We start from the raw sequence: 23189 nt of genomic DNA on the forward strand, positions 1-23189 counted from the left end.
ATTATGATCTTATTAATCGTAATACTTCATCCCGTTTCTCTTCCATTAATTCTTTAGATTTTGCCTCAAGTGTGAGTCTTAATAAATTTTCTGTGTTACTTGGCCGCACACAAAATCTATACTCCTGATATTCAATTGCAATTCCGTCAAGTCTTGATTGCTGTCCATCTTTATATTTTTCAGCAATTTCGTTCATTTTAGCTTCTTTATCAACTACTTCTGTATTAATTTCTCCTGAAATAAAATATTTATTCATTACAGGTTTTACAGAATCAGAAAGCTTTACGTTATTGCTGGATAAAAAATTAATTACTTGCATTGGGGGGATCATTCCGCAGTCAGCAAAAAAATAATCACGATAATAAGTATGTCCGCTTGATTCCGTTGCAAAAAGAGCGTTGTCTTTTCGCATCATTTCTTTTATATATGAATGTCCAACCCTGCAAAGCAAAGCTTCTCCACCTGCATTTTTAATTGCTTCAATCAAGGCCCAGGTATATCTTGGATCATATATAATTTTTTCCCTCGGATGATCTGCAAGCATTTGCTTTATTAAAATTGTATTTAGATAATAAGGCTCGGTAAATTCGCCGCCATCAGCGCAAAAAAACACTCTGTCTCCGTCAGCGTCCCAGGCAATTCCCAAATCCGCTTCGCTATTTTTCACTAAATCCATAAATTCAATTCTGTTTTCCGGAATAAAAGGATCTGGTCTTCCTTTTGGAAAAGTTCCATCAGGTTCAAAATTTAATTTAATTAATTCTATTGGCAAATTTCCAAGTTCAATTATCTTTTCAAAAATTTTTCCACTGTAGCCAAAGTTTGGATCTATCACTATCTTCATTGGTTTGATATTTTTCTGTGTTAAAAAGCCTAAAATAAACTGGCAATATTCGTTTTCAATATCTCTTGTTGCGTTTTTGCCTTTATTTGCCACATTTATCGTTTTTCCTTGCACCACAAAATCCTTGATCTGATTTATTCCTTCTTCCAGATTAAGCGGGATAACTTTTTCGCGAATCATTTTTATTCCATGCCACTCTGGAGGGTTGTGAGATGCAGTTGCTTGAATTCCTCCTCCATAGCCAAAACTTCCAACGCAAAAATAAAGCATATCAGTCGTTATTAAACCAACATCGACAGTATCAATTCCAGCATCATTAAGCCCTCGAATAATTGCATTTTTTATTTCAACACTATGAAGGCGAACATCATTTCCCACAACAACTGGCGCCTGTGGTTTTACATACTCTGCATACCCTTGAGCTATTTTGTAAGCAATATTTTCGTTTAAAGTTGTCGGGAAAATTCCGCGAATGTCATACGCTTTAAAAATAGAAGTGTCCATTGTTAAGCTCATTTTAATTCCTCAATAATAAATAAATCAAGCAAAGTTTTTAGATCTGCTTCAGTTGTTTTTGCTTTAATATCAATGTCAGACAATTTATTTATTGTGCGCCGTAAATTTTCAAGCCTGAATTTCCCAGCTTGTCGGGATAATTTTTCGATCCTCCAGCTTGGCAAAGGCATTTCGTCCTTGCCAATTTGCGCCCAATATAAATCCCGCAACTGTCTGGCCATTAAATGAAATACAAGTTCGGTTGGTTCTGTTTTAATTGTGTCATTAAAAAGCTTTAAAGCGATTCGGGAATTGCCCGGATAAAGTGCATCTAAAAAAAGAAAAATATTTTTGGGTAATTCAAACATTTCCACTTTCGCTTCTTTTGGCAAATTCTTAGTTATCACAACTCCTGCATTCCCTTCAAAAAAAATTAACAAATTAGAATTATATTTATTAGCATTTTCCTTAAGCCATTTCCAGTCTTTGATATATACTTTATTAGGCTTCTCCAAAACAAAAACTGTTTTGTCTTCAAAAAGAGTTTGAGACACAACTTCGCGTGTATTTTTTATTTTAATTATTTCAAACCCTCTTTTTTTAGATTGAGAAAGTAATTCGCTAAATTTTTTATAAGCTTTTGTCGTATCTTCCCCATGAATCAAACTTATTCTCATTTTAATCTTCTGTATCTTCTTTTAAATTCATCCAATTTATCATGAAACGCACCTTTGCCGTGAGAATGTGCCATCAGAGCTCCGGAAAAGTTTTTAGGAATATGTGCAAGCTCATGTAAAATAACTTCATCTTTATCTCGCTCATTTAAACAGTCGAAGCGCTCAGAGATTACTTCAATCACATACATCGGTTCAGAGTCCAAGGCCATTTGCCAGATTTTATTTAGTCCCCAAATCCTTGCAATAGCATTACTGTTTGAATTATAAGAACGAAAAGTTCGAATCGAATCAGGCATTACCCAATCTATTTCCAAGTCTACTACAAGTCGTACTACCCGTTCGCGAATTGTATCGTCTTTAATCCACTCAACAGGTTTATTTGTCCGCTTTCTTCGCATTGCGTTTTCTGAGGCCCCCGCGCGAAGCGTGGGGAACTTGCTTAGATAATATATCTTCCTGAAGTTTCATCAAGTGGCTCATTGCAATCGCAAGTGCATCAATTGCATTATCAACATAAGTCTTTGTCATTTTTCGTGATTTTCCAAACCCGTCTTTCAAATCTTTTTTGTCAAGTTTATTTCCAAGTATTGCATGCACCGCTATATCCATTTCCTTTTTCTTGGCGCGCCCCGACCCTGTAATTAATTTTTTAATTGTTTGCGGAGCATATTCATAAACTTCAATATCAAAACCACAGCTGCTTGATGCAAGGAGAATGACTCCTTGTGCCTGGCTTACTCTTATCACAGTTTTTGCATTATTAAACATAAAAACTTTTTCCATTACCAAAACATTTGGTCGATATTTATCCAAGATAGAAAGCATTTGTTCATGTATTTCGTGAAGTCTAATATGAGGAGCTGTTTCTTTTTTAGTTTCAATCAGTCCCCATTCAAGTATTTCAAAATCTTTGTCTTGAAGTTTTTCAATTAGTCCCCAGCCAGTCGTCGCAGTTCCAGGGTCAATACCCAAAATAAGCATGAAACCAGTATACACGCTTCTTGTAAAAATAAATAATTAGCATTAGATTTAGAAAATGCCTGAGTACGAACCAAGATTTATACGGAATCAAGAAAAAACACAACAATTAATCGTACATTTAGAAGAATTATTTGGAAAAGAATATTTAAATCAAGAAGAAAATGAACATCTCAGAAGATTAGTCTATGCTCATTTTATTTTAGATGATAACGAAACTGGACAGTCCCATCACGTAGTAATGAATGTTGACGGACCAGAGGATGGAATGTGTTTAATATCAGGAAAACAAACATTCAATAATTATAAAATGTTCTTTCGAATGCTTGCAGAAGATGCAGAAGCTCCAAAGTTTTTCTATTTTAATGCAAGTTTATACAAAATATTACCAAACGGAGAAACATTCGTAATTCATTAGCTTGCTAAATCTAGTTTTGTTTGTTATTTTGTATGGATGCCCCAAGATCCGCTTTGTTTTGTAGATATTGAAACAACTGGGACCAATCCAGTTTCAGGCCGAATCATAGAAATCGGCATTCTTCGAGTCGAAAATAATATTTTGACGGAAACTTTTGAAAGTTTAGTAAACCCCGAGATGCATATTGATCCCTATATTGAAGAAATAACAGGAATTAATTCAATAAGTTTAACAAGTGCTCCGCTTTTTGAAGACATCAAAGAAAAACTGGTGGAAATTTTAGACGGAAGTATTTTTATTGCTCACAATGTCCGTTTTGATTATGGTTTTGTCCGAAATGAATTTAGAAGATTAGGAGTTAATTTTAAGAATAAACACTTTTGCACAGTAAAGCTTGCCAGGCGGCTTTATCCAGGATTATCTCACTACAATCTAGACGCAATTCAGGAAAAGTTTGCAATCAAAAATAATGCCCGTCATAGGGCATATGGAGATGCTAAAGTTTTATGGGATTTTTTCCAGATCTCTCAAAAATTAAATTCTCCAAAAGTTTTAGACGATGCAATCAATTTTGTAATGAAAAAGCCCACTCTTCCGCAAAATATTTCGCTGGACACAGTCGACAATCTTCCTGAGTCTCCTGGAGTTTATTTATTTTTTGATGAAAATGGCGCACCAATTTATATTGGCAAAAGCGTAAATATCCGCGACAGAGTTTTGTCTCACTTCTCAAATGATTACGGTAGTAATACTGACATGAAAATTATTCAAACCATTAAATCAATTGAATATAAAGAAACAGCTGGAGATTTAAGCGCAATGCTTTTGGAATCTTATTTAATTAAAAAAGAAAAACCATTATTTAATAGAATGCTTCGCGAATCTAAGAAAATGTTGGTTCTTGTTAAATCTCAAAATAAAAAGGGTTATAACACTATAGAAGTTACGACAATAGATAAATTTAATGAAAAAGATATAAGCAAAGCTTGCGGGCCTGCGGCCGTAGAAAATATCCTTGGCACTTTTAGATCAATTAAACAATTAAAGGATTATTTATATCAAGTTGCAAAAGAAAATAAACTTTGCCCAAGATTATTAGGACTCGATAAAGGAAAAGGTGCATGTCTTTATTCACAAATGGGGCAATGTAATGGTGCTTGTTGTGGTAAAGAATTAAATCTTCGTTATAATATGCGCTTTGACGATGCATTCTTTGCGAAAAAAGTTAAGCGCTGGAAATTTGACGGGCCAATTATGATAAAAGAATCTTATGAAAAAGAAACAATACATGTAATAGATAAATGGTGTTATTTAGGAAGTCTTGAAAACGAAAATGAGAGTCTGGAGAATCTAAAAAAAGATTACATTTTTGATTATGATACTTATAAAATTTTAAGAAGGTATATCGAAAATCCAAACAATCAGAAAAATATTTCTTTATTCACTTATTAATGATCCATAAATACTTTTAACTTCCTGCATAAATTCTGTACCAAACTCTCGATGATTCTCTGTATTATATTGCATTACAAATTCACATCTTTGGTTTGCTTCCTCAACATACTTTTTACCAAGCATCGCAAGCCCTTTGTTATAAGCACCTATAACCTCCAATGTTATACGGCCGGTAACCTCCGTCTGTTCGTCTCCATCTAAACTTTTTTGGAATGAATGTAAATTGCCTAACGCAGTACCAGTATAAAAAGCTGCTTCGCTAGCTAATCTTCGATACCAATGATCAACTCTAGAAAGGCGAGAAAAATTAATATAAGTTGTAGGATCAACTCGTTGATCTTCAAGACGAACCAATGCTTCTATTGGCATTTATTTACTCACTTTCTTAGAAGCAACTTTTTTTACTGAAGCTTTTTTAGTTTCTTTCTTTTCTGTCTTTTTCTTAGGAGCTTTTGGAGCAACATTTTTGTTCTTTGCTCTTGAATAAATCTTTTCAATTTCTCTTCTTGATTTCTCACGCACATAATAAAGCTTAGCGTGTTGTGCTCCTTCATGCCCAACTCGAACAACTTTGATTTCATCTATGCTTGGAGTATTTATTGGGAAAATCATTTCAGCGCCAACATTTCCCTCAGCAATTTTTCGAACTGTAAAAGTCTTGTTTTCTCCGTCTCCCTTTATTCCAATAACCATTCCCTCAAAAATTTGATTTCTGGTTTTTTCTCCTTCTTGGACTTTAAGTCGGATACGGACTTCATCTCCAACGCCAAATTCGGTTGTCTTGTGCTTCAAGGTTAATGACATAGGTGTATTTTACACGATTTAAGCTCAAGCTTCAAGAAGGCTGTCAATTTCGCGCATTAAGTTCGGGCTCCAGGAAATTCCAAAATTAAGCTCAACTCTTCGTCCTGTCCCCTCAAAAATTAATACTACCTTATCTCCTCCCGGATTTTGCAAAAGTAGAGATTTAAGTTCCTTTAATCTTTCAACATCTGTATCTTTAGGGATTTTAAGCAAAAACTCCTGCTTTTTATTTTTAATCGTGTCTTTTGTATCTATTGTATCTACAAGCATATTAATTTCATCTTCCCGTGCATCAAGTTTACCGCTAAGTAATACTGGAGTAGCTTCAATCCAAAGTTTTTGTGTTTCTTTATAAAGCTTCGGGAAAATCACCACACGCACGCTTCCTGTTTCATCATCAACCCTGGCAAACGCCATTTGGGCTTGAGTTTTCTTGGTAACAACAACTTTCACTTCGCTAATTACTCCAGCAAATTTGATTGGTTCTTTTGGAAAATGGTCCGGGCTAAATTCATTTGCCCGGTGTGTTGAATAATTCATCAGCTCTCCGATAGTTTCATTTAGAGGCTTGGCTGAAAGAGAAAATCCTAAGAGTTGTTTCTCAAAGCTTTGCATCTCATCTTCAGAAAATTCATCCACATTAGCAAGCTGAATATTGGTTGGCGCAGCTTTTTCTATCATCTCGTCTCCAAAAAGACCTTGCTGTGCTGCAGCTTTTTTAGGTTTTATCTTTGCTTTTATCTCATCAATAGACGAGAAAACTGCATTTCTTTTGCCAAAAATGCTCATTGCCCCAACTTTAACAAGGCTTTCCAAAACTTTTTTATTGACCCGTCTTCCGTCAATTCTTTCAAGAAAATCATATAAATTCACAAAATCTCCTTCCTTTCGTGCTTCAAGAATTGCCTCAACTGCTGCATGCCCCACATTTTTAATTGCAGAAAGCCCAAACCGTATCGCATCAATTCCGTCTGCTGTTGTTTCAATTGTAAATCCAACATCAGATTTATTAATATCAGGCGGCAAAACAGTTATCCCCATACGTCTGCATTCCCCAATTGCTTCAGTTATTTTATCTTTATCGTTTGATTCACAGGTCAGAAGCGCAGTCATATATTCAACCGGGTAATTTGCTTTCATGTAGGCTGTTTGGTAAACAACCATTCCGTATGACGCAGCATGTGCTTTATTAAATCCATAAGCCTGAAAGGGTTCAAAAAGTTGCCATAAATGCTCCGCAAATTCTTTTGTTTGCCCATGAGCAATAATTCCGTTCACAAGCTTTTCTTTTTGTGCTGCCATTTCTTCTGGAATTTTCTTTCCGACAGCTTTTCTAAATTTATCCGCTTCTTCCCATGTATATCCGGCCAAATCAAGTGCACAAAAAAGAAGATCGTCCTGATAGACAATCAATCCATAAGAGGCCCCCAAAAATTTCTCCATTCTTGGATCCAAATAACTAATAAGTTTTGGATTATTTTTGCGGGCAATATATTCAGGAATAACAGCGATTGGACCAGGGCGATATAGCGCAATCATAGCCATAAGGTCTTCAACTTTATTCGGTTTCAGTTCTTTTATATATTTTGTCATTCCAGCGCTTCCAAGCTGAAAAACTCCCATTGTCCCCCCTTCAGCAAGCATATCAAAAGTCTTTTTAGCTCGAGGATCGTTTTCAATCGGGATTTCATGCAAATCAATTTTTGTTTTATGTCTTTCTTCAACAATTTTCACAGCAAGCCCCAAAATTGATAAGTTTCGTATACCAAGCATGTCAAACTTAATAAGCCCAACATCTTCAGCCGCATGCATTTCATATTGAGTTATAATTTTGTCTCCATCACGTTCTTTTTGAACAGGTGAAAAATCTGTCATTGTAGTTGGAGCTACAACAACTCCAGCTGCGTGGACTGATACATGCCGAGCGCTTCCTTCAACTTGTTTGGCTAAATCTATAATTTTTTTCGCATCAGGATCAGTATCATAAAGGTTTTTAAGCTCAGGGTTAACTGTTAATGCTTTATCTATATTAATTGGAAATCCCTGTTTTGGAGGTGGAATCATTTTGGAAATACGGTCCCCCACAGCGTATTCATAGCCCAAAACTCTTGCAACATCGCGCACTGCAGCCCGAGCAAGCATTCTTCCAAAAGTACAAACCTGCGCAACTTTATCAGCTCCATATTTCTGCGAAATATATCCAATAATTTGATCACGTTTATCGTCTGCAACATCAAAATCAATATCAGGCGGCGAAGGTCTATAAGGATTTAAAAATCTTTCAAAAGGCAAATAATATTTCACAGGGTTTACTGTTGTGATCCCTAAAACAAACGAAGTCAAACTTCCAGCTGCCGATCCTCTTGTATTTGTAATAATTCCTTGCGAACGAGTCCACGCTGCAAGGTCCATATCAATCAAAAAATAAGGTGCATAACCTTTTGTATTAATAATCCCAAGCTCGTGATCTAATCTTTCCTGAAGTTCTTTTGTTGGTTCCCCAAATTTTTCTTTTAATTTTTCATTTGCAATTCTTTTTAGATATTCACCTGAATCTTCGTCATTTGGAAGAGGAAATTTTGGGAAAAACCATTTTCCAAAAGTAGAAATTTCCAAATTACATTTCTCTGCAATTTTGACTGTATTTTCAAGTGCATCTGGGTAATCTGGAAAAAGCGCAGCCATTTCCTCATAAGGCCTTGCATAATAAGTTGGCGCGTCAACCATTCTTATTCGTTTTGTCTCTGTGACTTTCTTTCCTGTTGCTACACAAACCAAAACATCCTGAGCATTAGCATCTTCCTTATTTATATAATGTGCATCATTTGTAGCAATTAATGGTATTCCCATTTCGCGAGAAAGTTTCACCACATTTTCATTTACCAGTTTTTCAATTCTTGATTGCTCACGAAGCTCTGCTTTCATTTCATCGGGCGCAGTTTCAACATGTTTGTCATATTCGTGTCGCTGAATTTCCAAATAATAGTCATCACCAAACACTTGTTGAAACCAGGTCGCAGTTTCCTTTGCTCGCTTTGGATCTTCTTCAATAAAAGCTCTTGCAATTTCTCCGTTTACGCAAGCTGAAGTACAAATAATTCCCTTAGAATATTTCTCAATAAGTTCTCTCTGGATTCTTGGCCTGTAATAATAGCCTTCCAGATGAGCAATTGAAGTAATTTTCATCAAATTTTTATATCCCTCTTCGTCTTTGGCAAGAAGAAGCAAATGATTGTAATTAAACCTTTCTTTTTCTGGCCTTTCCTTGTGATCATGAAGAACCGTATAAGCTTCGACTCCAATAATTGGTTTGACATTTTCCGCCTTTGCTTTTTTATAAAATTCAATTGCGCCGTACATTGTCCCGTGGTCTGTAATAGCTACAGTATCCATTTCCATTTCTTTGACGCGAGTAAGTAATTTTGAAATTTTACTTAATCCATCAAGAAGCGAATATTCAGTATGAAGATGCAAATGTACAAACTTATTGGCCATGAATCATTTTATCACGACACTTCATCTATTAATCGAACAATATAATCCTTATCATGTTTAATTTTATTTTCACGAATTAATCCCCAAAATGCTGTCACAAAATTATAGCTCCCAGGGGTTTTAAACTCATCAGATAACATATTTGTTGTAACATCTCTAATTCCCGTTTCTCTTTTTAACATATCTAAAATTTTAAATTGAATTTTTCCAATTTCAGATAAATCTGTACTTACTTCAAATTTTACAAGATCTTCATTTATATCTTTCATCAATTGATATCTTCTTTGAATTTCACCAACATGATCCATCACTTTTTCGGGACTTTCTCCCTTTTTTAATTCATCAACCAAATTATAATTATGAAGACCCCGTATTCTTTTAATCTCATCTGTAACTTGTAATGCTTCTACCATAAAACTAATATATCAATTCTTTTTATTTAGTCAATAAGTCTCTTAGAAGCTGTTGTACTAATTTTGGTTCTCCTTTTCCTTTCAATTCTTTCTGCACTTGTCCAATCAAAAATCCAATAACATTTCCGTTTCCGCTTTGGAAATCCTGCACTGCTTTTGAATTATTTTTCATTACATTTTCTACTACATTTTTAGTTTCCTCGTCACTTGCATAATCTTTCTTCAATAATTCATAAACTTTCTTCATCATCAGAGCCGGTTCTTCAAACTCTTTATCCAAATTTGTATTTACCATAAGTCCTGCAACGTCTTTCGGCATTATGCCATCTAATTTTTCTTTAATTGCTCTTTCAAAATACAAAGCACGATCGCGATCATCTACTAGCACTTCAATATAAGTTTCACTCAATCCAAACTCTTCTTTATATCTTTTCCTTTTTTGATTTGGAAGTTCAGGTATTTGTTGTTCCAAGACATCAATAACATCTTTAGTAAAAGTGATTGGCGGAATATCCGGCTCTGGAAAATATCTATAGTCATTTGCTTCTTCTTTCTTTCGCTGCAAAACTGTTTTCCCGGTTCTTTCATCAAATCCTCTTGTTTCCTGCCCTGGAGTTTCGCCATTTTCCAAAATTTCCTGCTGTCTTTTTAATTCTGCTTCGACTGCTTTTTTCAGAAATCCAAAACTATTTATATTTTTAAGCTCTACTTTGTAATTTGGCAATTCAATTTGCCCTGGTTTTTTCAAAGAGACATTCGCTTCAAGTCTCATACTCCCTTTTTCCATATCAGCAGTAGATATGCCTAAATATCTAACAATTCGCTGTATTTCCTTCAAAAACTCAACTACTTTATCGACAGAATCAAAATCTGGTTCAGTCACCATTTCCATAAGGGGAACACTTGAGCGATTAAAATCTACCAAACTTTTTCCATCAGTATGTTGAAGCTTTGCGGTATCTTCTTCAATATGAACCCTGCGAATTTTAATTCCATTTACTTCTCCTTCATAGGCAAGAGGTAAATCATATTGAGAAATCTGATAGGCCTTTGGTAAATCAGGATAAAAATAATGTTTGCGATCCAGTTTTGAAAAATTATTTATTTTACAATTTAATGCTAACCCAAACTTAACGACAGAATGGATTGCGTTCACATTTGCAAATGGCAATGCTCCAGGAAGCCCCAAACAAACAGGGCAAACTTGCGTATTCGGCGCCTTTCCAAAATGATCTGCAGAGCAAGAGCAAAACATCTTTGATTTTGTCGCAAGCTCCACATGGACCTCAAGTCCAATAACAGTTTTAAAGTTTTTCATATCTAAATAAATAAACGACTCCAATACAAATAAGTCCAAGTAATATAACTAAAACTCTTACTCCCAGTAAATCAGTAATTGTAGCTGAAAAAAGAACTGGAATAACTGTGGCAAGAGTTGTCAGAAACCAGAAATTTCCAAAGACTCTTCCCAATAAATCTTTTGGTGTTTCTTCTTGCAAATAAGTAATAGATGGAACTAAAGTTCCGACAGCTCCCATTCCCGCAACCACAAAGAAAATTGCAGCAACTGCAATACGCACCCACATCAAACTGATAAACGGAATAAATATTGCAACAACCAGGATTGAAATTGCAAAAAGAGTAAGCGATGACAAAATAACGGTTTTTCGCTTAATATGTTTTTTGAAAAACTTTGAAATCAAAAGTGTTGCGATGATCGCTCCAATTCCAGCAGGGACAATAACAATGAGGCTTGAAGTGTTTACAGATACCTTCATAATATCCGTTGCAATTCGGGGCAAGTTTGTAACAATAACTGTCAAAATAACCTGCACTCCAAGAAGAAGTGAAAACGGGAAGAAAACTGATTTTGTGTTTCTTATAAATTCGTAACCTTCAACAATTTGATCAAAAAACTTCTTAACTCCTTTTTCAAAAGTTGTTGGAAGCTTTGCTGATGGTTTTAATTTCGGTAAAAAAGTAACCGCAACAAAGGCAATAAATAAACATAGCGATACTAAAAACAAAGTTGCACGGAATCCAAAAACTGTATCAAGTAATCCTGCAGCTCCAAATCCAACAACAAGAGAGGATTGTTGAGTTATAAAAAAGAAAGAATTGGCCTGAGGCAAATCGTCATCTTTAACTAAAACAGGCAGTGTCGCCGCTTCCGCTGGAACATAAAATTGATTGAAAAGAGAATAAAGAAAAACAACGATATAAGATAAATAAATTAATTTTTTATAAAGCAAAATCGCAAATAAAAAAACAACAATTGATTGCAGCAAATTAGAAATCATAAGTACAATTCTTTTCTCCATTAGGTCAGTCCATGCTGCCGCAAAAGGCCCAAATAAAACTGCAGGAAGCGCATAAGCAATCCAAAGAAGTGATGTGGCAATTGTAGATCCAGTCTCCTGAAAAATATGAATTAGAATTACAAAGCTCAAAATATTTATAGTTAGCTGCGAAAGAATTTGGGAAATCCAAAGAGCAGTAAATTTGTAATTCTTAAATAATTTACTTTTTAACATTTTCAAATTTCCTTCCCAATTCAAAAAGTTCTCCTTCTCCAAATCTTGGCCCAATAAGTTGAAAACCAAGAGGTAAATTATTTTTTGTTTTACCGTAAGGAATTGCAATTCCCGGAATCCCAGCAATATTTGCTGTCACAGTAAAAACATCAGCTAAATACATTTTAATTGGATCGTGCGCCTTTTCTCCAAGTTTAAAAGCTGGCGTTGGAGAAACCGGAGCAAGTATTGCATCAACTTCCTTAAAAGCTTCGTCAAAATCCTGAATTATTTTAGTACGCACTCTCTGAGCTTTCAAATAATACGCATCATAATATCCAGCGCTTAAAACATAAGTCCCAAGCATTATCCTCCTTTTTGCTTCATCTCCAAAAGCATCTCGGCCGTTTCCAAATCGAATTCCATCATATCTTCCCAAATTTGACGAAACTTCTGCTGGCTGAATAATGTAATAAGCAGAAATTCCATATTTTGTATAAGGCAAACTGATATCAACAAATTCAATTCCCGTTTCTTCAAAAACTTTCTTAGCATCCATTACACTTTTCTTTACCTCCTCATCAAGCCCTTCAATAAAATATTCTTTCGGAATTCCAATTTTGATTTTTTTCTTTTCAAGATTTCCTAAATCAAAATTTTTAACAGTCGCATCCATTCCGTCTTCTCCCTTTATTATTTCATAAACTTTTTGTACATCTTCCACACAGTTTCCAATTGGCCCAGGACAATCAAGAGAACTTGCCATCGCAATCACTCCATATCTTGAAACAGTTCCATAAGTCGGTTTTAGTCCAACAACACCGCAAAAATTCGCAGGGTTTCTTATTGAACCTCCAGTGTCAGTTCCAGTTGCAACAAGACAAAATTCTGCAGCAACCGCAGCAGCGCTTCCCGATGAAGATCCTCCTGGCACATAATCGCTGTTATGTGGATTTTTTGCCGGACCAAAATCAGAATTTTCGCCGCTTGATCCATGAGCCCAGGCATCCTGATTTGCTTTGCCAAGCATTATTGCTCCAGCTTTTTCCATTTTTGTTACAACTGTCGCACTATAAGCTGGAATGTAATTCTCCAAAACTTTGCTTCCAGCAGTCGTTCTAATATTTTTTGTGGAGAAAAGATCTTTATGAATTACAGTTACTCCAAGTAAAGGAAATTGCTTAAACGCTTCTTCTCCAAGATCTTCAATTAATTTATCATCTTCCTTTGCCTGTTTATAGGCTAATTCTTCTGAAATAGTTAAAACCGCATTCAATTCTTTGTTTCTTTTATTTATATTTTCAAGATATTTATCGACCAATTCGACACAAGTAAACTCTTTCTTTAATAATTTTTCCTGAGTTTCTTTTATGGATTTAAACATTCTTGTTAAGTATTTGTGGCACTACAAAAAATCCATTTATCGTATTCTCTGTCCCGCTTAATGCCTCATCTTGAGTTAAAACTTTTGTTTCATCAATTTCATCGTTTCTTAAAACATTTACAAGTCCGGTTGTTTGCGAAGTTGGCTCTACGTTTTTTGTATCAATCTGATTAAGTTCATCAATATGGTCAAGCACTTTAGAAAGTTGTTTTGTAAATTTTTCTATTTCTTTATCTGTCAGCTGAAGTCTAGCAAGGCTAGCAACTTTTTTTGTGTCATCCAAAGTAAGTTTTGCCATGCCTATATAATATCTTATTGGCTTGACAGTGTAAATTTGTAAATTAATATACATATATGTCAGTTGAGCAGTCTATTTTCAAACACACTAATCTCGGAGAGTGTGAATACACACCCATATTGGGCTTTATAAAATTAAACAATCAAAGAATATATTTAACGTGGCAAGAAGATATTATTTTCGAAAGATTGGCGCAAAATCCAAATAAAACAATTCCTTACGGAATATTATTAGATGATTTATATGAAAAAGATGATCGGTTTAATCCCAAAAGACCATTAGTTGTGCTCTCAATGAGAATAAGCAGTTTGAGAAAAAAACTTCCGGAGAACTTAAGCATCACCAATCAACAGCACTGTTATGTATTAAATATTTAATATTGACAGTGTAAATTTGCAGTTTGTATAATGGCTTTGGTTAAAACGTAAGTTAAATCAAGTAACGAAACTTCTTTTTTCAGAATCCATATAAGGCTCTAAGCAAAATTTATTTTATGCCCGAAAGATTTATTAAATCGTCAGATATATTGCCTGTGAAAAAATTACGAGAAGCTGTGCCGATAGTTATTTTGTCTTTTTCACTTGCATTTGCTCCTCAGGTTACAAATGCTCAAGATACAGACACATGTTTTAAAAATGGTTATGTTAATGTTCCCACCTGCGATCATATTTTTAAAATTTCAAACGAAATAATAAACAAAGGTTATTACGATTTTCTTGGTTGTTTTGAAAAATCTCTTCCTTCTTATCAAATGACTCATTTAAGTTTAGGTTACAACCTAAAAGGAAAAACTCTTCGAATGGATAATGACTATGCAAATTACATGAAAGGTCTGGAAGCAGCAAGAATAGGAAAAGATCCGAATATTTTTACTGGAGTTATTGCCGGGCCCGATGTTTATCTGGGTAGTGCAGCCTGGATTGAAGATATCGACACAAAAATAATACAAGGCCCCGTTCTTCAAAGTGATGAAATTGCAGATTTTGACTGGCGAGCTAGACTTTATCATTTCAATTCTGCGTTTGAAGTTGACACAACCACTTACCAAAATCTCGACCCTTCAGCAACTGGAGCAGAAAATACAAACATAATATACCAAGACATTGATAATATAAGTAAACCGGATTTTGATAATATAGTTTATGTAGACTACGCATCTGTCTGGTTAGATAAAGATGGTTATAATTGCCCTTATTAAAATCCCTTGAAATAACCCATAAATAGTGTAATATGAGTTCATGGCAAAAATATTAGTCATCGAAGATGAGCCGGATGTAAGAAATCTTTACGCTAGCGTTCTCCAGCAAAATAGCTTCCAGGTTGACACAGCAGAAGACGGCGAGCAGGGATTAAATAAAATCAGAAATGGCGGTTACAATTTAATTCTTCTTGATGTCATGCTTCCGAAAATGGACGCAATTACAGTTCTTCGGGAATTAAGCAAACAAGGTCCAAAAAATCCCAATGGTCCAATAGTTTTATTAACAAATCTTTCCCAGGAGCCAATTTTCAAAGAGGCAGATAAGCTTGGTGCAAAATATGTAATCCTAAAAACAAGTGTAAATCCCGATCAATTAGTTGAAAAAGTTAAGCAGATGGTAGTGTAAAAATAAATTTACTTCCTTTTCCATATTCGCTTTCCACCCAAATTTTTCCTCCTTGAAGCTCAACAAGTTTGCGAGTTATATAAAGCCCAAGTCCCGTCCCAGGAGCTTTAGCGACACCTGTCAAACTATTATCAAGTCTCCCAAATTTTGTGAATAATTTAGACAAATCCTCTGCTTTAATACCTATTCCGTTGTCAGAAACTGAAACATGTATTTCATTATTAACTTTTGTTGCATAAACTTTAACCAAACCACCAGTTGGCGTATATTTAATCGAATTACTAATAAGATTAACTATAATTTGTCTTGTTCGATCAATATCCGCTTTAATTGCCAAAACAGAATCAGCTTGAAAATCTAAAGTTATTTTTTTAGGTTGTCCTGTAATTTTTAATTCATTAACTATTTCTGCCATTAAATCAAATAAATTAAAACTAGTTATATTAAGCATTATTCTTCCCGCTTCTATTCTTGACACGTCAAGCATATCATTTACCAAATTTATTGCATGTTCAGTCGCCTTCTGCGCAGTATTTATATTTTGTACTACAACATCAACAGTGTCGTGGTTGTTTAATTCCTTAGCAACTAAGTAAAGATAATCCTTAACAACAGTAAGTGGGGTCCTCAAATCGTGGCTCGCAATTGATATAAATTCATCTTTCATCTCGTCAACTTTTTGTAAACGCTCATTTGCAATTTTCAAATCATTGGTTGTTGTTTCAAGAGAAGTAAATAATTGAGAATTTTGTAAAGCAATCCCTGCACCATCAACAAAAACCCCAATAATATCTTTCTCGTATTCTGATAAGTATCTTTTCTTAGAACTGGCGATAAAAACTCCTAGCGGCTTATCAGAAATAAAAATTGGATAAACAATAGTAAGCTGTGTAGACATTATTTGCTGAATTTTTTCAGACTCATCACTTGACAAAACTGGAATAAAAACATCATCAACATTTGTTGTAAAAAATTCTTTCCTTTCGCGAAGCGCTTTAGCCATCAAATTATTTTCATCACCAACCGGAATTGCAATTTGAGCAAAAGGAATACTAAGAGCTTTTATTGCCTCGGCTGCCTCAGTTGTATTTGAAGCTGCAACTCTTCTTATAACTCCTTTTGGTTCATCATAAAGAGCAATAACACCAGTAGCAAAGTCTAGTTCATTTGGCAAAAAATCTGCCAATCTTTGAATAGTAGATGTCGAATCTGTCTTTTGTAAAAGCAAATTGTCTATTTTTCGAGCTACTTCAAAAGATTTTTTCTCTTTATTATAACTTGCAGTATAACGTTTATGTTGAATGTAAAAAACTATAGCTTCAAATAAAGTTGTTGCTATAAAAGTAACTACAACAACCAAAACAATTGACATAGTTCATTATTACATTACCAGAAACAAAAATGAAGTTATTCAAGAGGATCTTCGCTTGATACACTATAATCTACTGCAAGTTCATGTTCTCCATCAATATGACCTTTTAGTTTTTTAATCTCCGACTCATCAACTTTTGTAAACGGTTCCAAACTGTTAATTTCAGGTTTTGAACTAATGTGTCCTTCTATAAATTCTTTTTGGATTTCTCTTGGATTTATCTCAACCATAGTCTAGTATTATACTTTCTATTAAATAAATCAATAATCTTTTAAGGAATCAACAAGTCTGGTTTATTTCTTTGCCTCAAAACTGAATTAATCTCTTGCACTGAAACATTTCCAGCTCTCATTTGAATAGGCACATCTTTTGTAAAATCAACTAAAGTAGTAGACATCCTTCTTTCTTCAGGTAAGTACGATAAATCTTCCTCTAAAATAAAATCAACCTTATCTCCAAATTTATTCCACGCATCTTCAACTTTGATAATCGTTGGCTCATGACTTTCATTTGCAGAGGTACCAAACAACGCTCTTCCTCCTAAATTTTGAAATTGAGTCATTATAATATTTATTGGGTCATATTCTGACCAAATCGACATAATAGTACCATCAACTGTCATATGTTCTGGAACTTCTGATTTTGCTGGCAATCTAACACCCAATGCATGCAATTTTGTTTGAAAATGTTTTATATCTTCCTGGGTATAAGAAGTTTTAGAAAAGTCGACATGTGAATGCAAATTATCAGGACGAATTATAGCACTAAGAATTTTTCCAGGTGCTCTATGTTTTATATCATACATAACACGAGCATTTGCTTCCTTGTTATCATAATCTCCAAAGAATCCAAACGGTCCTTTAAACGGAGCTATACCAACACCTCCATTTTTTATTATATTTGCAGCTATTACTAAATCACCATGTCGATTCGCCTGAAGTCGAAGAGCTTTCCCTTGTTCTATTTTTAAAGGAGTGGCTAAACTTTCAACTGTTCTACTATCTGACATTTTAAAATTATATCTCTTCCCTTAATAATTATCAATATTATAGGATTTTAGTTTTCCAAAACTTCTACAGCTGCTTTAGCACATTCTGCATCTTGTGATGTATCAGCAGACCCACCAACACCAACAGCTCCTATCACTTTCCCTTCTTTTTTAACCGGTAACCCTCCAGCAATTGCTGTTAATTGACCTCCAAAAAGTGTATTCACACCAAAATATGGTTTATTATCTGCCGCATAAGCAAGCAGTGTTGATGTAGGCATCATTAAATTTGCAGATGTAAATGCCTTTTCAAAAGCAAATTTTGGACTTATATAAAAAGCTCCATCCATTTTACTTCCTGCGATTAAGACTCCGTGATCGTCCGTAATAGCGATAGAAACTTCAACTTTTAATTCTTTTGCTTTATTTTCAGCAGCTTCTAATGCTTTCTTAGCTTTTTCAAGAGTTATCAAAAAAATCACCCCCTGTATTTATTTATACACTTTATTTTGAAGTATTCAAAGAAAACATTATCTTTTTTACTTTTAAAACCTGCTCACAAATTGTTTCGTCAGATATTTCTTCGTCGCTTGCACTATTAAATATCAAGTTTCTCATTTCTGTTAAATCTAATTGTTCCCCTCTTTTTCGGAGATATCCATATATTTTTCCGTTTATAAAAACAGCATCCCCAGCAGGAGTTCCCTTTTTAAGAGTAATACCATCAAAACTGTTGCGTGAGGATATTTTTTCACAGAACCATGCAACAAACGCTTCCGCATAGGCATCAAGTTCACCTTCAACTATCCTATCAGGACTTCTCATATACATATTATAGGCCCAAGTGTCAAGAATTACATCATTTTCTGGAGTGCAGCAATTCTATCCTTTATAGGAGGGTGGGTATTAAATAAATTACTAAACCAGCTCACAGCCTTGTGCCCTTCTTTAAAAGGATTAATTATATATAAATGTGCGGTTGCTTTATTTGCTTCTTTCAAAGGTTCATCAACAACTGAAATTTTTTCAAGAGCATGAATTAATCCTGAAGGCTGCCTTGTCAGCTCAACACTCCCAGCATCAGCCATAAATTCTCTTCGTCTTGAAATCGCAAGTTGTATTAATGTTGCAACAATAGGCGACAAAAGCGCAAATAAAAATCCCAAGATTAAAAATATTGCTCCCAGCTGTCCGCTTTCGCTGTCATTGTTGCGGCGTCTTCCTCCAAATCCTCCAAACATACTCATTCTCAAAAACCAGTCACCAAGAAGTGCAACCAAACCAACCATAACTGCAACTAAAGCCCCAAGTCTTGTATCATAATTTCGTACATGTGTCATTTCATGTCCAATAACTCCTTCAAGCTCTGTACGGTTTAATCGATCAAGAAGCCCTCGAGTCGCAGCAATTGCGGCATGGTTTGGATCGCGCCCTGTTGCAAAAGCATTTGGCGCATCATCTTCAATTACATATAATTTTGGAGTTGGCACTCCGGCAGCAATCGCCATATTTTGTGCTACAGTATAAAATTCAAAATCACGCTGCCTTGAAGCAGGCCTCGCCCCGGACATTGTAAGAACAACTTTATCGCTCCAATAATATCCAGCAAAGCTCATTACGCCTGAAACAATTAGAGCAATCCCTGCAATCCCAAGCCCCCCGACTTCATAACCGAAATAATAGGCAAATGCATTCGAAATTATATATACAAATAGGGCAACAAAGAGAACAAACCCAATCACAACAATTAGGCTTTTTCTCTTATTTACAGAAATTGCTTCGTAAAAATTATTTACTGCCATATCAAAGGCTTACTTTTGGAGTTTGTGTATCAGCGTCACTTACGTTCAAAAATTCTCCATCAGTAGGTGTAATTAATCCTTTCATTTCTTGGACATTCATCATGTTTGCAATAATGTTTGTAGGAAAAGTTACTCGCCTTGAATTAAAGTCTGCTGTCAAATCAATCAAAAGTCTTCTTGAATACATAATTTTATCAGCTGTATCTCGAAGTTCATCCATCAAATTTTGCACCAAAGTATTAGCTTTAAGCTCAGGATTACTTTCAACTGCAATAGAAAGCTTTGGCAAAACTGCATTAAGCTGAGCTCCAGCATCAGACATTTTCTGTAAGTTTCCGCTTCCAACTGCTCCAGCAACTGCCTTTCTGGCATCAGTAAGCATTTTATAAACTTCTTTTTCGTGAGTTAAATATCCTTTTGCGGAAGCTTCCAAATTTGGAATTAAATCAGCTTGTCTCTTTAATTGGTTTCCAATCTCTTGAACCGCTGCGTTAATACGTACCTTTGCCTGTGCAAAAAAATTGTAAGTGCTCATCAGCCAAAGCCCAATTCCAACAACAATTACAAGTAAAATTATTAAAAATAAATTCATAAATAAATCACCTTCATTTCCATTACTAATATATTATACTCTATACAAAGCTTAATAAATCCTGAAGTTAGCTAGATGGCTTAAAATCGCACATCACTAAAAGCTCGCCATTTTCGAGCGGATATTCATCATCGTATTGCGAAACGATTTTTTCAATTCTCTCATCCAAATTTCTATAAATTTCCATTGTATAGCTTGGTCGACGGACATATAGCGTCAATTGAGTAACAGTACTCTCCTGATCCCTATATACCTCTAACGACAACTGAGTATTCAAATCAAACTCCCGTCTACATGCACCTATCACCTTAGAGGCATACTCAACCACTAAAGGATGTGAACTTAAATAATTAGCAACATCCACTCCATCAGGGACTACAATATTATTTTCTCGATATCCCTTTATTAAATTTTCTGATTCAGTTAATGACATAACAGGATTATAACATCAATTTTTCAAATTCTTTCAAATTTCTGGTATTTACAATATCTTTTTTCTCGCACCAGCCTCGTCTGGCAACACTAATTCCCCATTTCATATTATCCATACTATCAACGTAATGCGTATCTGTATCAATTGTGAATTTCATTCCTTTTCGTAGCGCATCATGCACTAAAATATCGGGAAGATCCAAACGTGACGGATCTGAATTTATTTCCATAAAAATATTCCTTTTAACGGCTTCGCCGAATATTGAATCCCAATCAGCATCAATACTTGGTCTTTGATTAAGAAGCCTTCCTGTAGGATGTGCAAATACTTTAACTTTTGGATAACTCAAAGCTTTTAAAATTCTCTCAGTCATTTTGTTTTTAGGCAAATCAAAACTGGAATGAATAGAAACCAGTGCAAAATCTAAAGTTTTTAAACCTTCTTCAGGAACTGGCAAACTTCCATCTGGCAAAATATCAATTTCCAAACTATTAAATGCCCTAAAATTTTTGAGACTAGAATTTAATTTGTCGACAGCTTCTCTTTTTCGTTTTAATAATTCAATAATCTGATTTGCGTTGTGTTTACTTTTGCTCGGATTATGCTCACTAAAAGCAACGTATTCATACCCCAAACTTTTTGCTCTTTCACAAATTGTTTTCATAGAAGAACTTCCCAGATCATGGCTTGTTTCAATATCAAAGTCGCTATGAATATGTAAATCACCTTTCATATCTTTCAGCTCGACAAGCTTTGGCAATTTATGCGCTAGTGCCGCTTTTATTTCTCCGTCATCTTCGCGAATTTCTGGAGGAATCCAGTCCATTTTTAGCCATTTTTCATAAAAATCTTTTTCACTTGCAATTTCCACAAGAGAATTTTTATCTCCAGGCTTTGTGTAAATTCCATAATCGCTTAGCGAAAGTCCTTTTTTTAAAGAAAACTCACGAAGAGCAACATTATGATTTTTCCCTCCAGTGAAATGTTGTAACAGTGCTCCATAAGCTTGAGGCTCACAAGTAATCATATCGACTCTAACATTTCCAGGCAGAAGTATCGCCGCAGTTCGCTCTCCTTTTTCAATAATTCTTGTTGCCCGTGGAAACTTTGTGAAATATTCAATCACGTCGTCTACTTTTTTGGTAGCTGTAGCAAAATCAATATCGCCAATTGTAGAGACTTGTCTTCGAAGTGACCCAAGGGTCTCAATTCTCTCAACATTTTTGTTTTGTTTCATATAATTCATAATTTCCTCAGCAATCTCCATTGCATACGGCAAAAGCATTCTTGAAGGCTCTTTTTTTTCAAATTCATCAATCTGCTTTAAAATCTTTTCCTGTGACTGCTCTCCAAATCCCTCCATTTCGGCAATTTTATTATCATTCGCAGCTTTTTTTAAATCACTTAAATTTTTAATTTTCAGTTGCATAACTAATTTACTCGCTGTTTTCACTCCGATTCCAGGAATTTTCATAAGCTGAAAAACAATTGCAGGAATACCTTTTGTTAGCTCATCAAAATGTTTTGAATGTCCTGTTCTAAAAATTTCATCCAAATGCTCTTGTATAGATTTTCCCAGTCCATCCACTTCATCCATTTTATTTTCTTCCCATAAATCTTTTAGTTCGCTTGTTGCATGCTCGACAGAGTCCGCTGCTCTCTCATAGGCAATAATCTTAAATTTATTATTTTTCGCATCTTGAAGTTCATACGCAGCAGCAATGTCTCGAAGTAGTTCAGCAATTTCAATATTAGTCATTTCTTTTGAAGTTTTCATAGACTTAATATATCACATAAGATATAATACAAACATTCGGGGTCGTAGTTCATCGGCTAGAATAACTCCCTGTCACGGAGTAGAGGTGGGTTCGACTCCCATCGATCCCGCAAAATCCCCCATTGACAAGTCATTAATAATATCTTAAATTCTCCTTTAACAACTTCTGCCCATAGTTGATAGTCAACATGGATCTAAAAAATATTTTAAAATACATTAAGCTTCACGAGCAGGAATTAAGCATTGTCCTCGGAGTCGTTATTCTAATAATTGCCGGAATTTTTGTAGGAAAATACATTGCAAATCTTCGCCACCAAAATTCAATTACACAACAAGCAGCTGACACAACTAATGAAAACAAAACTTATACAGTAACAAAAGGCGACAGTTTGTGGAAAATCGCCAAAAAAGTTTTAGGAAACGGAAACGATTGGAAGCAAATTGCAGATGCAAATAATATTTCAAACCCGTCGCAAATAGAAATAGGCCAAATACTAACAATTCCGTCATTAACTTTCTCTGCAACTCCCACTCCAACAAACACACCAACTCCTCAAATTACAAAAGAAGCAGCATCAACAAACAACAATATTACCCAAAATTCCTACACAGTTGTAAAGGGAGACAACCTGTGGAACATTGCAATTCGCGCCTATGGAGACGGCACAAAGTGGCACCAAATCGCAGAAGCAAATCATCTTACAAACCCCAGAATGATTCACACCGGAAATGTTTTTACTATACCGCGTTAATTGATATAATTCGTTTACGCGGGATTAGTTAAACGGCTTAACGCTACCTTCCCAAGGTAGAGAAAGGGATTCGACTTCCCTATCCCGCTCCG

General features: G+C 35.0%; 27 protein-coding genes and 2 tRNA genes. 8 read left to right on the top strand and 21 right to left on the bottom strand.

Going from position 1 to position 23189, the window contains the following annotated elements:
* Position 1: 1 nt before the first annotated feature.
* The 4 genes from VG895_02455 to VG895_02470 are packed head-to-tail and all read right to left on the bottom strand — an operon-like array spanning position 2 to position 2997.
* Positions 2-1348, bottom strand: a complete 1347-nt coding sequence (locus tag VG895_02455) for a phosphomannomutase/phosphoglucomutase (protein ID HWA51888.1) — start codon at positions 1346-1348, stop codon at positions 2-4.
* An 8-nt stretch (positions 1349-1356) separates the two neighbouring features.
* Positions 1357-2016: a hypothetical protein gene (locus VG895_02460; protein HWA51889.1), complete on the bottom strand. Its 660-nt coding sequence runs from the start codon at positions 2014-2016 to the stop codon at positions 1357-1359.
* A complete protein-coding gene (locus VG895_02465; GenBank protein HWA51890.1) occupies positions 2013-2414 on the bottom strand; it encodes a putative metallopeptidase in 402 nt (133 codons plus the stop codon). The genes VG895_02460 and VG895_02465 overlap by 4 nt, the downstream gene beginning before the upstream one ends.
* Entirely contained in the window at positions 2392-2997 is a 606-nt protein-coding gene (locus VG895_02470) for a crossover junction endodeoxyribonuclease RuvC (GenBank protein HWA51891.1), read from the bottom strand. The genes VG895_02465 and VG895_02470 overlap by 23 nt, the downstream gene beginning before the upstream one ends.
* A gap of 55 nt (positions 2998-3052) precedes the next feature.
* Here VG895_02470 and VG895_02475 point away from each other — a divergent pair, with 55 nt between their 5' ends.
* Together VG895_02475 and VG895_02480 are read left to right on the top strand one after the other, a co-directional pair.
* Positions 3053-3412, top strand: a complete 360-nt coding sequence (locus tag VG895_02475) for a hypothetical protein (protein HWA51892.1) — start codon at positions 3053-3055, stop codon at positions 3410-3412.
* Between the two features lie 36 nt (positions 3413-3448).
* A complete protein-coding gene (locus tag VG895_02480) occupies positions 3449-4864 on the top strand; it encodes an exonuclease domain-containing protein (protein ID HWA51893.1) in 1416 nt (471 codons plus the stop codon).
* On the opposite strand, the gene VG895_02485 is transcribed toward VG895_02480, so the two are convergent.
* Genes VG895_02485 through gatC form a run of 8 tightly spaced genes read right to left on the bottom strand, consistent with a single transcriptional unit; the run spans position 4850 to position 13774 of the window.
* Positions 4850-5236: a hypothetical protein gene (locus VG895_02485; GenBank protein ID HWA51894.1), complete on the bottom strand. Its 387-nt coding sequence runs from the start codon at positions 5234-5236 to the stop codon at positions 4850-4852. The two genes, VG895_02480 and VG895_02485, sit on opposite strands and share 15 nt — an antisense overlap.
* A complete protein-coding gene (rplS, locus tag VG895_02490; protein ID HWA51895.1) occupies positions 5237-5671 on the bottom strand; it encodes a 50S ribosomal protein L19 in 435 nt (144 codons plus the stop codon).
* 24 nt (positions 5672-5695) lie between these two features.
* Positions 5696-9166, bottom strand: a complete 3471-nt coding sequence (dnaE, locus tag VG895_02495) for a DNA polymerase III subunit alpha (protein ID HWA51896.1) — start codon at positions 9164-9166, stop codon at positions 5696-5698.
* An 11-nt stretch (positions 9167-9177) separates the two neighbouring features.
* Positions 9178-9579: a hypothetical protein gene (locus tag VG895_02500; GenBank protein ID HWA51897.1), complete on the bottom strand. Its 402-nt coding sequence runs from the start codon at positions 9577-9579 to the stop codon at positions 9178-9180.
* 22 nt (positions 9580-9601) lie between these two features.
* On the bottom strand, positions 9602-10897 hold the full coding sequence (gatB, locus tag VG895_02505; protein ID HWA51898.1) for an Asp-tRNA(Asn)/Glu-tRNA(Gln) amidotransferase subunit GatB: 1296 nt from the start codon (positions 10895-10897) through the stop codon (positions 9602-9604).
* Entirely contained in the window at positions 10884-12113 is a 1230-nt protein-coding gene (locus tag VG895_02510) for an MFS transporter (GenBank protein ID HWA51899.1), read from the bottom strand. Before VG895_02510 ends, gatB begins: the two co-directional genes overlap by 14 nt.
* A complete protein-coding gene (gene gatA, locus VG895_02515; GenBank protein ID HWA51900.1) occupies positions 12100-13476 on the bottom strand; it encodes an Asp-tRNA(Asn)/Glu-tRNA(Gln) amidotransferase subunit GatA in 1377 nt (458 codons plus the stop codon). The genes VG895_02510 and gatA overlap by 14 nt, the downstream gene beginning before the upstream one ends.
* Complete coding sequence (gene gatC / locus VG895_02520; GenBank protein ID HWA51901.1) at positions 13469-13774, bottom strand: Asp-tRNA(Asn)/Glu-tRNA(Gln) amidotransferase subunit GatC; 306 nt, start codon at positions 13772-13774, stop codon at positions 13469-13471. Before gatC ends, gatA begins: the two co-directional genes overlap by 8 nt.
* A 56-nt stretch (positions 13775-13830) precedes the next feature.
* Between gatC and VG895_02525 the strand changes: the two genes are divergently transcribed.
* The 3 genes from VG895_02525 (at position 13831) to VG895_02535 (ending at position 15381) form a co-directional block, all read left to right on the top strand.
* Positions 13831-14151, top strand: a complete 321-nt coding sequence (locus VG895_02525; protein ID HWA51902.1) for a helix-turn-helix domain-containing protein — start codon at positions 13831-13833, stop codon at positions 14149-14151.
* Positions 14152-14267: 116 nt separating this feature from the next.
* Complete coding sequence (locus tag VG895_02530; protein HWA51903.1) at positions 14268-14972, top strand: hypothetical protein; 705 nt, start codon at positions 14268-14270, stop codon at positions 14970-14972.
* A gap of 40 nt (positions 14973-15012) precedes the next feature.
* Positions 15013-15381, top strand: a complete 369-nt coding sequence (locus tag VG895_02535; protein HWA51904.1) for a response regulator — start codon at positions 15013-15015, stop codon at positions 15379-15381.
* On the opposite strand, the gene VG895_02540 is transcribed toward VG895_02535, so the two are convergent.
* From VG895_02540 to polX, 9 genes are all read right to left on the bottom strand, one after another.
* Entirely contained in the window at positions 15362-16753 is a 1392-nt protein-coding gene (locus VG895_02540; GenBank protein HWA51905.1) for a GAF domain-containing sensor histidine kinase, read from the bottom strand. The genes VG895_02535 and VG895_02540 overlap by 20 nt on opposite strands.
* Positions 16754-16788: 35 nt before the next feature.
* Positions 16789-16983, bottom strand: coding sequence for a hypothetical protein (locus VG895_02545; protein HWA51906.1), 195 nt, complete (start codon positions 16981-16983; stop codon positions 16789-16791).
* A gap of 41 nt (positions 16984-17024) precedes the next feature.
* Positions 17025-17762, bottom strand: a complete 738-nt coding sequence (locus VG895_02550) for a Sua5/YciO/YrdC/YwlC family protein (GenBank protein HWA51907.1) — start codon at positions 17760-17762, stop codon at positions 17025-17027.
* Positions 17763-17809: 47 nt separating this feature from the next.
* Positions 17810-18214, bottom strand: coding sequence for a heme-binding protein (locus VG895_02555; GenBank protein ID HWA51908.1), 405 nt, complete (start codon positions 18212-18214; stop codon positions 17810-17812).
* A 31-nt stretch (positions 18215-18245) separates the two neighbouring features.
* On the bottom strand, positions 18246-18566 hold the full coding sequence (locus VG895_02560; protein ID HWA51909.1) for a hypothetical protein: 321 nt from the start codon (positions 18564-18566) through the stop codon (positions 18246-18248).
* Positions 18567-18595: 29 nt separating this feature from the next.
* Positions 18596-19543: a M48 family metalloprotease gene (locus VG895_02565; GenBank protein HWA51910.1), complete on the bottom strand. Its 948-nt coding sequence runs from the start codon at positions 19541-19543 to the stop codon at positions 18596-18598.
* Between the two features lies 1 nt (position 19544).
* Positions 19545-20135, bottom strand: a complete 591-nt coding sequence (locus VG895_02570) for a LemA family protein (protein HWA51911.1) — start codon at positions 20133-20135, stop codon at positions 19545-19547.
* 67 nt (positions 20136-20202) lie between these two features.
* Positions 20203-20568: a hypothetical protein gene (locus tag VG895_02575; protein ID HWA51912.1), complete on the bottom strand. Its 366-nt coding sequence runs from the start codon at positions 20566-20568 to the stop codon at positions 20203-20205.
* Positions 20569-20575: 7 nt separating this feature from the next.
* Positions 20576-22345 carry a DNA polymerase/3'-5' exonuclease PolX gene (gene polX / locus VG895_02580; GenBank protein HWA51913.1) on the bottom strand — a complete coding sequence of 590 codons (1770 nt, stop codon included), beginning with the start codon at positions 22343-22345 and terminating at the stop codon, positions 20576-20578.
* A gap of 38 nt (positions 22346-22383) precedes the next feature.
* Here polX and VG895_02585 point away from each other — a divergent pair.
* The 3 genes from VG895_02585 (at position 22384) to VG895_02595 (ending at position 23186) form a co-directional block, all read left to right on the top strand.
* A tRNA-Asp gene (locus tag VG895_02585) sits at positions 22384-22455 on the top strand.
* A gap of 78 nt (positions 22456-22533) precedes the next feature.
* Positions 22534-23097, top strand: coding sequence for a LysM peptidoglycan-binding domain-containing protein (locus tag VG895_02590; protein HWA51914.1), 564 nt, complete (start codon positions 22534-22536; stop codon positions 23095-23097).
* An 18-nt stretch (positions 23098-23115) separates the two neighbouring features.
* Positions 23116-23186, top strand: a tRNA-Gly gene (locus VG895_02595).
* Positions 23187-23189 lie beyond the last annotated feature (3 nt).

The sequence above is a fragment of the Patescibacteria group bacterium genome (assembly GCA_035549555.1).
GTDB lineage: Bacteria > Patescibacteriota > Microgenomatia > UBA8517 > UBA8517 > Co84-156.

Excerpts from the sequence above, each read along its gene's own strand:
- polX (HWA51913.1), bottom strand. The coding sequence starts at position 22,345 with ATGAAAACTTCAAAAGAAATGACTAATATTGAAATTGCTGAACTACTT.
- gatC (HWA51901.1), bottom strand. The coding sequence starts at position 13,774 with ATGGCAAAACTTACTTTGGATGACACAAAAAAAGTTGCTAGCCTTGCT.
- gatB (HWA51898.1), bottom strand. The coding sequence starts at position 10,897 with ATGAAAAACTTTAAAACTGTTATTGGACTTGAGGTCCATGTGGAGCTT.
- VG895_02590 (HWA51914.1), top strand. The coding sequence starts at position 22,534 with ATGGATCTAAAAAATATTTTAAAATACATTAAGCTTCACGAGCAGGAA.
- VG895_02470 (HWA51891.1), bottom strand. The coding sequence starts at position 2,997 with ATGCTTATTTTGGGTATTGACCCTGGAACTGCGACGACTGGCTGGGGA.
- VG895_02570 (HWA51911.1), bottom strand. The coding sequence starts at position 20,135 with ATGAATTTATTTTTAATAATTTTACTTGTAATTGTTGTTGGAATTGGG.
- VG895_02560 (HWA51909.1), bottom strand. The coding sequence starts at position 18,566 with ATGAGAAGTCCTGATAGGATAGTTGAAGGTGAACTTGATGCCTATGCG.
- VG895_02465 (HWA51890.1), bottom strand. The coding sequence starts at position 2,414 with ATGCGAAGAAAGCGGACAAATAAACCTGTTGAGTGGATTAAAGACGAT.
- VG895_02525 (HWA51902.1), top strand. The coding sequence starts at position 13,831 with ATGTCAGTTGAGCAGTCTATTTTCAAACACACTAATCTCGGAGAGTGT.
- gatA (HWA51900.1), bottom strand. The coding sequence starts at position 13,476 with ATGTTTAAATCCATAAAAGAAACTCAGGAAAAATTATTAAAGAAAGAG.
- VG895_02540 (HWA51905.1), bottom strand. The coding sequence starts at position 16,753 with ATGTCAATTGTTTTGGTTGTTGTAGTTACTTTTATAGCAACAACTTTA.
- VG895_02575 (HWA51912.1), bottom strand. The coding sequence starts at position 20,568 with ATGTCATTAACTGAATCAGAAAATTTAATAAAGGGATATCGAGAAAAT.
- VG895_02475 (HWA51892.1), top strand. The coding sequence starts at position 3,053 with ATGCCTGAGTACGAACCAAGATTTATACGGAATCAAGAAAAAACACAA.
- VG895_02485 (HWA51894.1), bottom strand. The coding sequence starts at position 5,236 with ATGCCAATAGAAGCATTGGTTCGTCTTGAAGATCAACGAGTTGATCCT.
- VG895_02530 (HWA51903.1), top strand. The coding sequence starts at position 14,268 with ATGCCCGAAAGATTTATTAAATCGTCAGATATATTGCCTGTGAAAAAA.
- rplS (HWA51895.1), bottom strand. The coding sequence starts at position 5,671 with ATGTCATTAACCTTGAAGCACAAGACAACCGAATTTGGCGTTGGAGAT.
- VG895_02535 (HWA51904.1), top strand. The coding sequence starts at position 15,013 with ATGGCAAAAATATTAGTCATCGAAGATGAGCCGGATGTAAGAAATCTT.
- VG895_02565 (HWA51910.1), bottom strand. The coding sequence starts at position 19,543 with ATGGCAGTAAATAATTTTTACGAAGCAATTTCTGTAAATAAGAGAAAA.
- VG895_02510 (HWA51899.1), bottom strand. The coding sequence starts at position 12,113 with ATGTTAAAAAGTAAATTATTTAAGAATTACAAATTTACTGCTCTTTGG.
- VG895_02550 (HWA51907.1), bottom strand. The coding sequence starts at position 17,762 with ATGTCAGATAGTAGAACAGTTGAAAGTTTAGCCACTCCTTTAAAAATA.
- VG895_02500 (HWA51897.1), bottom strand. The coding sequence starts at position 9,579 with ATGGTAGAAGCATTACAAGTTACAGATGAGATTAAAAGAATACGGGGT.
- VG895_02480 (HWA51893.1), top strand. The coding sequence starts at position 3,449 with ATGCCCCAAGATCCGCTTTGTTTTGTAGATATTGAAACAACTGGGACC.
- VG895_02460 (HWA51889.1), bottom strand. The coding sequence starts at position 2,016 with ATGAGAATAAGTTTGATTCATGGGGAAGATACGACAAAAGCTTATAAA.
- dnaE (HWA51896.1), bottom strand. The coding sequence starts at position 9,166 with ATGGCCAATAAGTTTGTACATTTGCATCTTCATACTGAATATTCGCTT.
- VG895_02545 (HWA51906.1), bottom strand. The coding sequence starts at position 16,983 with ATGGTTGAGATAAATCCAAGAGAAATCCAAAAAGAATTTATAGAAGGA.
- VG895_02455 (HWA51888.1), bottom strand. The coding sequence starts at position 1,348 with ATGGACACTTCTATTTTTAAAGCGTATGACATTCGCGGAATTTTCCCG.